Source organism: Aliivibrio sp. SR45-2, from assembly GCF_963890165.1.
GTDB classification, from domain to species: domain Bacteria; phylum Pseudomonadota; class Gammaproteobacteria; order Enterobacterales; family Vibrionaceae; genus Aliivibrio; species Aliivibrio salmonicida.
This window is the reverse complement of sequence record NZ_CAWPRC010000167.1, coordinates 21,854-32,300: the sequence shown is the minus strand read 5'-3', so window position 1 is coordinate 32,300 and position 10,447 is coordinate 21,854. Positions and strand designations below refer to the sequence as shown.

Sequence of the window (10,447 nt, the reverse complement as noted above, 5' to 3'; positions counted from 1 at the left end):
GCTTGGCGACCATAGCGTTATGGACCCACCTGATCCCATGCCGAACTCAGAAGTGAAACGTAATAGCGCCGATGGTAGTGTGGGGTCTCCCCATGTGAGAGTAGGACATCGCCAGGCTTGAATTTATTTACTTTTAATAAAAAGTAAATTAGACAGAATTAAGTCTTTAAAATAATTTTAGGGGTGTAGCTCCAACTGGCAGAGCAGCGGATTCCAAATCCGCGTGTTGGGAGTTCGAATCTCTCCACCCCTGCCATATTAAGGCCTTAGCAGAAATGCTAAGGCCTTTTTTTGTTTTTTAATAAATCTTAAATTAAAAAATCATATCTAACAAGAAGGTTTATGAGATAAAAAAAACGCACCTTAGGTAGGTGCGTGTAGGAATGTTTATCTACAAGGATGAATGTTACAAGCTTATTCTACATTAAACATAGCCCACACTAATTGGCACTTAATAATTCATTGTAATTAATATGCCTATTTTAGTATTTTTAAAGTGGTGATTAACGTATGTATTCATTATTGGCATCATAGATAGTTTCAGTTCTATTGATACTTTCTGTGTTCAAATGCCCCTAATTTGGTAGAATAACGGCATATTTAAAGGAGAGTAATACAATGTCAATGTATGTAGTGGGTCATAAAATTCCAGATTCAGATTCAATTTGTGGTGCAATCGCACTTGCTTATTTAAAAAATCAAATTGGCGAAGCAGCTATTCCTGCTCGCTTAGGTGAACTTTCTCCTGAAACAGCATTCATCCTTGATAAGTTTGGTTTAGAGTCTCCAGAGTTTAAAACTAGCTATGCTGGTGAAGAAGTTTATATTGTCGATCATTCAGAATTAACTCAAGCACCTGATGATATTGCAGAAGCAACCATTGTAGGTATTGTTGATCATCATAAATTAGGAGATTTAACAACATCTACACCTTTAGAGTGTTGGATTCGTCCTGTTGGTTGTAGTAATACAATTATCAAGATGATGTATGATTTTTATCAAGTTGAGATCCCTCAGAATATTGCTGGCATTATGTTGTGTGCAATCTTGAGTGATACTGTTATTTTTAAATCACCAACATGCACAACCGCTGATATTAAATGTGTTGAAGCATTAGCTGAAATCGCTGGTATTGACGATTTTAAAGCATTAGGCATGGAAATGTTTAAGGTGAAATCGGCAGTTGAAGGTACACCTGTACGTGATCTTGTTATGCGAGACTTTAAAGATTTCAATATGAATGGTGAGCTTGTTGGTATTGGTCAACTTGAAGTTATCGATCTTTCAGTATTTGATGATATTAAAGAAGAATTAGAAGCGGATATTGCAGTGATGAAAGTTGAGGGTAATCGTCATACGATGATTCTACTTTTGACCGATATCATGAAAGAAGGTTCTGAATTATTAGTAATCAGTGATAATGAAGAACTAACAGCAAAAGCTTACGGTAAAGTTACTGAAAATGGACGAGTATGGCTTGATGGTGTTCTTAGCCGTAAGAAGCAAATTGTTCCTCAATTGCAAGAAGTTTTCGCATAATAACTATAAACATGGTTAATAAGTAAAAAAGCCCATACATATTATATGTATGGGCTTTTTTGTTAAGAAGCTTCTAATATTTCTATTTCTTGTGGCGAGTTATTCGGTATTCCTATTTCAATTCCTTCTTTTTTTATAACTCCGCACTCTGAACAAATGATGGTTTGAGCATTGTCAGAAATGAGTAACTCGTGAGAGTAACATTTTGGGCATTCGTCAATATGATCCATTTCTTTATCCTATTTCAAGCAAATAAGGCTGTGTTTCTATTTTTATAATGGTTGTTCTGTAAGATTATTCTTACTTATAGAACATCTTCCTTTAATGGGATAGTACTTGAAATCATTATTTTAAATATGATCCATTTGTGAGATTGAGTTCAAATTTACTGTTACAAAAAGTAAGTCGATCGCTTGAGGATTTATAAAATAAAAATATGTGAACTGACAGCAAATATTTGCTGTCAGTATTAGGAGGTTAGAAAGGAAAAGAGATAAATTGTCTAACGATTAATATTTAAGCGTCGAGTACGTTTGTTCCAGCTACGAACGACAGAATAACGCCACAGACCACGAATACCAAAGTAGCCGATTAACGAAGATAATATGGCACACACAGCACAACCTAATAGGAATGGAGGTCCTATTGTTGACATTTGTGACCCAATAAACTCCCAAGACAGTTCGAAATGAAAGTTTTGTGGAGGAGTAGATAGTAACCATGCGCCAATTTTATACGCGCCATAGAATAATACTGGCATGGTCACTGGATTACTTACCCAAACTAATGCGATCGAGAGTGGTAAATTTACACTGCATATAATAGCGAGTCCTGCTGCCATAATCATTTGACTAGGAAGAGGAACAAAGGCCATAAATAGTCCAACAGCAAAAGCGCCAGCAGCAGAGCGACGATTTAAACACCATAAATTGGGGTTATATAAAACATTACCAAATATTTTTAATGCTTTTTGGCGCTTAATGGTTTCATGGTTTGGTAAAAAACGTTTGATAAATTTTCTTGGCATAAGTTTATGCTTCTATTAAATGACGTACGTCTAAAAGGCGTTGTCGTGATTCTTATTCTTTTGTCGTCAGCCTATTGGCCGACAAACATGCCCTTTACTTTAGTTGTTATATGTTACTTTGGCTATATAGTTACTTTTCGCATGTCTAAAATGAGAATCATTCAAGGTGTACTGCTCGGTCTTGTAATATCGGCATTACATATAGAGCGTTACAAAAGTGCAAATAAGGAAATATATAGCCTAGGGCATGATATTACCATCAAAGGTGAAATTCAAAGTCTAATTGCGTTTAAAGAACCAACTTCTTCTATTTTAGTTCAAGTGAAAGAAATTAACGGTAAATCTCTATCTAATATGAGGACTCATTTACTTCGCTTATCAATCCGCGATTATAAAAAGAAGATGCTTAACAGAGATGAAGCGGTTTTATTTCAACAAGGAGATGTGTGGCTTTTTGATATTAGACTTCGACCTCCAATAGGGCGTCATAACGAAACGGGATATAAACTAGAAAATTACGCGTTATCGAAAGGGATCCATGCTTACGGAAAAATCAAGAATGCCACTTTATTCGAAGAAAATAAAAGTTACCGCTCTCAATGGTTTTTGCAAGTATATGAACAAACAATCGAAGCACAGTTTCAACCGTTGCTACTTGCTTTGTCCTTTGGATATAAAGGTAATATATCCGCTGATGATTGGACAGTGTTACGTAATTCTGGATTAGCTCATTTACTTGCTATATCTGGTTTACATATTGGTTTTGTTTACGGGTTAGGTTGGTGGTTAGGAAAACTGGGACGGTACATTCTTCAACGACGCTTAACGCAATGGCTACCTCTTTTTAGTGGTTGTGCATTAGCCATTTTTTATGGTTGGTTAGCCGGCTTTTCTTTACCTACGGTTAGAGCTCTGATTGCCTGTTTATTTGTTTCTAGTTTATTAATGACTCGAACGGTATGGCCTAAGCATCAGATTTTATTGTGGTGCGTGTTACTTTGTTTAGTTATAAATCCTTTTTCCGCACTCTCTATGAGTTTCTGGCTTTCTTTTACTGCGGTATTAACGGTACTTACGACACTGCATATTTATCAAATATACATAAAAAATACGGAATCTCCTCGCTTAACTAAAATATTACAGATACTTGCCGTGCAATTTGGTTTGTTTGTTTTTTTACTTCCGGTGCAAAGTTATTTTTTTGGAGGGGTAAGCCTTTTGTCTCCATTAATCAACTTGATTGCCGTTCCTTGGGTCAGTATGGTCACTGTACCTATAACTTTGTTTGCTGTTGTTGTCAGCTTTGCTGATAGCGAGTGGCTTAAAGGATTGTGGCAGTTAAGTGATCTCTCTCTTTTGCCTGTATGGCACTTAGCTGAATCAGTTGAAGGGTCATGGATATCATTATCAAGTAACATAAGTTTATTTATTATTAGTCTTATTATTTTCCTAGGATTAATGGTCTTTTTCTCTTTTAAAATTATATTGCCAATATTTGTTCTATTGATGATCTTAATGGCGGTAACTAAATCAAAACCTGAATGGCAAGTTGATTTTTTAGATGTTGGGCACGGATTAGCTATTCTTATAGAATCAAAGGATAAGACCATACTCTATGATACGGGAATGAAGTGGAATAATGGAAGTATCGCAGAGAGTGTAATTGAACCAATTTTACACAAAAGAGGGATTTCAACCTTAGATGGCTTGATCTTGAGTCATTCTGATGGTGATCACTCTGGAGGGAAAGATTACCTTTTAACTCATTTTTCACCTAGGTGGGTAAGGCGCAGTGAAGTTGATTCAAAGGCTTTACCTTGCGTAAAGGGAACTGAGTGGAAAGAGGGCATGATGGAGTTTGAAGTATTGTGGCCGCCAACATTAGTTAAAAGGGCTTACAATCCTCATTCTTGTGTTGTTAAACTTACCGTTGATAAATGGGTGTTTTTATTTACTGGCGATATTGATTCAATTTCAGAAATGTTGATCTTAAATCAAAATGAATTTAATAAGGTAGATGTTTTTCTTGTTCCTCACCACGGTTCTAATTCATCGTCGACTGAGCGCTGGGTAAAAGAGATGGGGGGAAAGATTGCAGTGGTCTCTAGTGGCTTGTTTACCCCTTGGGATCTGCCGAGTAAAAAGATTAAAGAAAGACATAAAGTAAAGAATATTGATTGGTTAGATACTGCACAACTAGGACAGATACGAATAACGGCTTCTGATGAAAAACTACTCATTAAAGGTTATTCAACCGTTAATAGCCACGTTTGGTACAGAAAGCTATTTGGCGATAACTTAAATACAGAGTAGAATAAAGGTAATTGTATATGAAGAATAAGTACTTATGACTATTGAAAAAGACGAATCTACATGGGCAACGTTTAAACGATTATGGCCTCATATCTCACTGTATAAAGCGGGGCTAGGGGTTGCAGTTTTTGCCCTTGTCATTAATGCATTAAGTGATACTTATATGATCTCATTACTAAAACCACTTTTAGACGAAGGTTTTGGTAACGCGGATTCAGATTTCTTGAAAAAAATGCCATTTATCATCTTAGCTATGATGTTTATTCGTGGTTTCAGTGGCTTTGTTTCTGGTTATTGCATGAGTTGGGTTGCGAGTAATGTCGTAATGCGAATTCGCCGTGATATTTTTAATCATTTTATGCATATGCCTGTAAGTTATTTTGATCAAGAATCTACAGGTCGATTATTATCTCGTATTACCTATGATTCAGAGCAGGTGGCTTCTGCAACCAGTAAAGCTTTGGTTAATATTGTGCGAGAATCGGCAAGCATACTTGGTTTACTTGGCTTGATGTTTTGGAACAGTTGGCAGTTGTCTTTAGTACTTGTTGTTGTTGCACCTGTTGTGGCTTTCGCTATTGGTAATGTCTCAAAACGTTTTAGAAAAATCAGTAAGAACATGCAAACAGCCATGGGTTCATTAACTGCGACTTCAGAGCAAATGCTTAAAGGTCATAAAGTGGTATTAAGCTATGGTGGTCAAAAAGTTGAATCTGAACGTTTTGATACGATCAGTAACCATATGCGTCAACAAAATATGAAAATGGTTGTTGCTCAAGGTTTAGCGAATCCTATTATTCAAATGATTGCTTCTTTTGCTTTAGTTACGGTTTTATATCTAGCAAGTGTTGATTCAATTAAAGAAACGCTAACTCCTGGTACCTTTACGGTTGTGTTCTCTGCAATGTTCGGCTTATTACGTCCACTAAAAGGATTAACAAGCGTAACGTCTGATTTCCAACGAGGTATGGCGGCATGTCAAACGTTGTTTGAACTGATGGATATGGATAAAGAGAAAGATGACGGTGTGGTTGTTAAAGATAAAGTGAATGGTGATATTAAAGTTGAAGATGTCACGTTTACTTATCCTACGTCTGAAGGACCAGCATTACGTAGTGTTAGTTTTGATTTACCAGCCGGAAAAACAGTTGCATTAGTTGGACGTTCAGGTTCCGGTAAAAGTACGATTGCTAATTTATTCACACGTTTTTATGATGTAGATTCGGGTACTATTTCGTTAGATGGCGATGGACTTGAAGATTATAAATTAACGAATCTTCGTAAGCATTTTGCGTTAGTTTCTCAAAATGTGCATTTATTTAATGATAGTGTTGCGAATAATATTGCGTATGCGTCCGAAGGTAAATTTACTCGAGCTGAGATAGAGAAAGCGGCAGAGCTTGCTTATGCGTCTGACTTCATTAATAAGATGGAAGATGGTTTTGATACGATGATTGGTGAAAATGGCGCGAGTCTATCCGGTGGACAACGTCAACGTATCGCCATTGCTCGAGCTCTATTACAAAATGCATCCGTACTAATTCTTGATGAAGCGACATCTGCATTGGATACTGAATCAGAAAAAGCGATTCAATCTGCGTTAGACGAGCTTCAAAAAGACAAAACAGTTCTTGTGATTGCGCACCGTTTATCGACGATTGAAAGTGCAGATCAGATCCTTGTTATTGATGAAGGTGAAGTTGTTGAGCGTGGTACTCATGCAGAATTGATTGCTCACGATGGTGCTTATGCCCAATTGCATCGAATCCAATTTGGTGATTAATGATTGAGAAAATTTGGTTTGATAACCATATTTTAGGTAAATTGATGTGGCCGCTATTGTGGCCACTGAGTTGTTTATTTAAATATGTAGCAAACAAGAAAAAACTGGATTATTTTACTGGAAAAAAAACGGCTTATAAATCGTCAGTTCCTGTTGTTGTTGTTGGTAATATAACGGCTGGTGGTAATGGTAAGACGCCTGTTGTCGTTTGGTTAGTTGAACAGCTTCAATTACAAGGAATGAAGGTTGGTGTTGCTTCTCGTGGTTATGGTGGGAAAGCACCGCATTATCCTTACCTATTATCAAATACGACAACCCCCGATATTTCTGGCGATGAACCAGTATTAATAAAACAACGGACTAAAGCCCATGTTGCTGTCGCTCCAGTTCGGAGTGAAGCCGTTAAAATGCTGGAAGAGCAGGGGGTGGATATCGTTATTACTGATGATGGTTTACAACATTATGCGTTACAACGTGATGTCGAGTTTATTGTTATAGATGGAAAGCGTCGATTTGGAAATCAAGCATTTATTCCTTTAGGTCCACTCAGAGAAGGTCTCGAACGATTAGCTAGTGTCGATTTCTTGATTTGTAACGGCGAACAACCAAAGACAAATGAAATAGCGATGACATTAGAGCCAAGTAAAGCGGTTAATTTAGTTACTGGTGAAAAAAAATCAGTGTCAAATTTAGGTGAGCTTGTTGCTTTTGCTGGAATAGGTCACCCGCCCCGTTTTTTTGATACGTTAGCATCACTTAATGCTGATGTTGTACATACGCAAGGCTTTGTGGATCATAAAGCGTTCGAACCAGAAGAAATTAAAAATTTAATGCAATATGGTGAGCAATTGATAATGACGGAAAAAGATGCCGTTAAGTGTCAATCTTTTGCAGAATCATCGTGGTGGTATTTACCTGTTGATGCCTCGTTTCCAGAAGAAAAAGCACAACAGATATTAAATAAAATTATAGAGGTAAAAGAACAATATGGATTATCGTCTTCTTGAAATCGTAGCTTGTCCTGTGTGTAAAGGTAAATTGAATTACGATAAAGATAAGCAAGAGCTTATTTGTAAAATTGATCGTCTTGCTTATCCGATTAAAGAAGGCATTCCAGTGATGATCGAACCAGAAGCTCGTCGTATGACAATGGAAGAGGTTGAGTCATGTCGTTCACAGTCATAATCCCTGCTCGCTATCAATCGACTCGTTTACCAGGTAAACCTCTTGCTGATATTTGTGGCAAGCCAATGATTCAATGGGTATATGAACAAGCATCGAAAGCGGGTGCTGATCGTGTGATTATCGCAACAGATGATTCTCGTATTGAAGCAGTAGTGAAAGGGTTTGGTGGCGATGTATGCATGACGTCTCCGAATCATGAATCAGGTACTGAGCGTTTAGCTGAAGTCATTGATAAATGTGGTATAGCCTCTGATGAAATCGTAGTGAATGTACAAGGGGATGAACCGCTTATTCCACCAAGTATCATTCGACAAGTAGCTAAAAATTTAGCTGACTCAATTGCACCAATGGCAACATTAGCCGTGACAATTGATGAAGAAGAGGATGTATTTAACCCTAATGCTGTGAAAGTCGTTACCGATGCAGAAGGGTATGCGTTGTACTTTAGTCGTGCTGCAATCCCTTGGGACCGTGATGCTTTTACAAAAGGAGAGGCATTAACGGCGAATCCATTGTTGCGTCATATCGGCATTTATGCGTACCGTGCAGGATTTATTAATACTTACATTAATTGGCAGCCAAGTGTACTTGAAAAAATAGAATGCTTAGAGCAATTACGTGTACTTTGGTACGGTGAAAAAATTCATGTCGCGGTGGCAAAAGAAGCGCCAGCGGCAGGTGTTGATACACAAGAAGATCTAGATAAAGTCCGAGCTATTTTAGCGTTATAGTGATCTATCTTTAGAGATAAAAAAAGCACGAACCTTTTTAAATAAAGGGCGTGCTTTTTTATTATCTAATGGAGGTTATTTATCGTTTGATAAGGGCAATGAATTTTTAATGTCATCGACTTTATTTATAACATCTTCAAGTCCAATTTTATCAGAGGCTTGTGCTTGTTCTTCTTTTGCAATCAAAAGGTTCTTAAGATCCATAAACCAACGACCCATTTGTTCATACCAGAAACGCTCGGATTGCTCTAGGTATTTGGCTTTAGGGGCGTATTTCTCCCAAGGTTGTTTTATTTCTGAATGCGCTAAATAGTTCGTTGGAGCAGGTGTCGGCTTTAGGCCTAAATTATGGAACTCTTCCATTGCTCGTGGCATATGGCTTGCTGAGGTAACAAGAACAAGATTACTGTTCCCTACCGAATTAAGTGTTTGAATGGCTTCCTCATGAGTATCTCGAGCATTTTCTAATAGAAGAATATCAGATTTGTTCACTCCTAATGAGAGTGCAACACGAGCCATCATACGAGCATGGCTGACGGTCGTTCCGCCACTATAGCCGGAAAGAATTAATTTTGCGCCAGGATACATACGATAGATGCGGATCCCTTCAGTTAATCGCATGACTGCAGCACGAGATAATTCAGAGATAGGTGATATTTCATCATCTACAACATGGCCATTACCAAGAACAAGAACATATTCAACAGGCACATCCGGTGCGATGAAAGAGGGATACATACGTTCCGTTGATTTTAATAATGGCGTTGTGACTGGCTGAAAAGACAGCAAGAAGATCCCAACGAGAGACAGAGTCAGTAAAAAAGAGGCAAATCCTTTCCTTTTTGAAAACCATAAAATGAATAAGCCGATGAACCCAATTAGGAGAAGTCCAGGTAGGGGCATAAGCATTGATGATACAAACTTCTTTAACTCAAACATATTTTTGACTATTACCGCTTATATAGAATGAAAAATCACCACTTGAGAGCAAAAAACCGCGTCATGCTGTTACTTCCATGAGCTCTTATGCGACAATGCTTGTTTCCAATAGATAGTACCATAACTTAACCACTGTGAATAAAGACCGTAACTTCGATGATATCGCCCATAAATTTGCAAAGAACATTTATGGTTCTGACAAAGGCGAGATCCGTCAAACTATTGTATGGCAAGATATGGAAACCATCTTAGCTGAAACTAAAGCAAATTCTAAGCCACTTATGGTTTTAGATGCTGGTGGAGGAATAGGCCAAATATCGCAATTAATAGCGAAGCAGGGTCATACAGTGACTTTGTGTGATATATCTTCAGAAATGCTAACATTAGCGAAAGAGTCGGTCGAAGATAATGGTTTATCGTCTCAGTATCAATTTATTCATTCGGCAGTACAAGAAATTGAACAGCATAAAGTCGGTAAGGTTGATATTCTACTCTTCCATGCCGTGATGGAATGGCTAGATGATCCGAAAACAGCATTGGATATTTTATTGAAACAAGTTAAATCTGGTGGGTATGCTTCTATTATGTTTTATAATCACCATGGTTTAGTATTGAAAAATGTGATTTGTGGCAATATTCCTCATGTTTTAGATGGCATGCCACATCGAAAACGGTTTAAGTTACAACCACAAAAAGGGTTGATGCCACATGATGTTTATCAGTGGATTGAAGATTCTGGGTATGAAATAAAGGGAAAATCGGGTATTCGCTCTTTTCATGATTACATCGGTAACATGGAATATATGGGGAATTACCAAATCGAAGACGTGCTGAAGCTAGAAAAACAGTTATGCCGTCAAGAACCTTATCTGTCTCTTGGTCGTTATATTCACGTATGGGCGAAGAGAAAATAATAATGATGTACACAAA

The 10,447-nt window shown here is 37.5% G+C and carries 10 protein-coding genes, 1 tRNA gene and 1 rRNA gene; 9 read left to right on the top strand and 3 right to left on the bottom strand.

Translation table 11 applies throughout. The annotated features are described in order from the left end of the window. The first annotated feature begins 1 nt into the window (after nt 1). The 3 genes from rrf (at nt 2) to AACV33_RS14495 (ending at nt 1,539) form a co-directional block, all read left to right on the top strand. A 5S ribosomal RNA gene (rrf, locus tag AACV33_RS14505) occupies nt 2-117 on the top strand. Nucleotides 118-179: 62 nt separating this feature from the next. Continuing rightward, a tRNA-Trp gene (locus AACV33_RS14500) sits at nt 180-256 on the top strand. A 362-nt stretch (nt 257-618) separates the two neighbouring features. Then, on the top strand, nt 619-1,539 hold the full coding sequence (locus AACV33_RS14495; protein ID WP_065612149.1) for a manganese-dependent inorganic pyrophosphatase: 921 nt from the start codon (nt 619-621) through the stop codon (nt 1,537-1,539). Nucleotides 1,540-1,601: 62 nt separating this feature from the next. Here the strand turns inward: AACV33_RS14495 and AACV33_RS14490 are convergent, their stop codons facing one another. Then, nucleotides 1,602-1,769, bottom strand: coding sequence for a hypothetical protein (locus AACV33_RS14490; RefSeq protein WP_017023128.1), 168 nt, complete (start codon nt 1,767-1,769; stop codon nt 1,602-1,604). A 272-nt stretch (nt 1,770-2,041) separates the two neighbouring features. Continuing rightward, nucleotides 2,042-2,566: a DUF2062 domain-containing protein gene (locus AACV33_RS14485; RefSeq protein ID WP_012552039.1), complete on the bottom strand. Its 525-nt coding sequence runs from the start codon at nt 2,564-2,566 to the stop codon at nt 2,042-2,044. Between the two features lie 6 nt (nt 2,567-2,572). On the opposite strand from AACV33_RS14485, the gene AACV33_RS14480 reads away from it, so the two are divergent. Genes AACV33_RS14480 through kdsB form a run of 5 tightly spaced genes read left to right on the top strand, consistent with a single transcriptional unit; the run spans nt 2,573 to nt 8,578 of the window. Then, nucleotides 2,573-4,879 (top strand): DNA internalization-related competence protein ComEC/Rec2, encoded by a 2,307-nt coding sequence (locus AACV33_RS14480; protein ID WP_065612150.1) that lies wholly within the window; start codon nt 2,573-2,575, stop codon nt 4,877-4,879. A 34-nt stretch (nt 4,880-4,913) separates the two neighbouring features. Continuing rightward, nucleotides 4,914-6,662 carry a lipid A ABC transporter ATP-binding protein/permease MsbA gene (msbA, locus tag AACV33_RS14475; protein WP_017023130.1) on the top strand — a complete coding sequence of 583 codons (1,749 nt, stop codon included), beginning with the start codon at nt 4,914-4,916 and terminating at the stop codon, nt 6,660-6,662. After that, nucleotides 6,662-7,669 carry a tetraacyldisaccharide 4'-kinase gene (lpxK, locus tag AACV33_RS14470; protein ID WP_065612151.1) on the top strand — a complete coding sequence of 336 codons (1,008 nt, stop codon included), beginning with the start codon at nt 6,662-6,664 and terminating at the stop codon, nt 7,667-7,669. The genes msbA and lpxK overlap by 1 nt, the downstream gene beginning before the upstream one ends. Continuing rightward, nucleotides 7,650-7,847, top strand: coding sequence for a Trm112 family protein (locus AACV33_RS14465; RefSeq protein ID WP_017023132.1), 198 nt, complete (start codon nt 7,650-7,652; stop codon nt 7,845-7,847). The genes lpxK and AACV33_RS14465 overlap by 20 nt, the downstream gene beginning before the upstream one ends. Next, the gene (gene kdsB, locus AACV33_RS14460; protein WP_182700357.1) at nt 7,829-8,578 is read left to right on the top strand and encodes a 3-deoxy-manno-octulosonate cytidylyltransferase; all 750 of its coding nucleotides are present in this window, start codon (nt 7,829-7,831) and stop codon (nt 8,576-8,578) included. Before AACV33_RS14465 ends, kdsB begins: the two co-directional genes overlap by 19 nt. 75 nt (nt 8,579-8,653) lie before the next feature. On the opposite strand, the gene elyC is transcribed toward kdsB, so the two are convergent. After that, a complete protein-coding gene (gene elyC / locus AACV33_RS14455) occupies nt 8,654-9,517 on the bottom strand; it encodes an envelope biogenesis factor ElyC (protein ID WP_017023134.1) in 864 nt (287 codons plus the stop codon). A 134-nt stretch (nt 9,518-9,651) separates the two neighbouring features. Between elyC and cmoM the strand changes: the two genes are divergently transcribed. After that, complete coding sequence (cmoM, locus tag AACV33_RS14450) at nt 9,652-10,431, top strand: tRNA uridine 5-oxyacetic acid(34) methyltransferase CmoM (protein WP_017023135.1); 780 nt, start codon at nt 9,652-9,654, stop codon at nt 10,429-10,431. Nucleotides 10,432-10,447 lie beyond the last annotated feature (16 nt).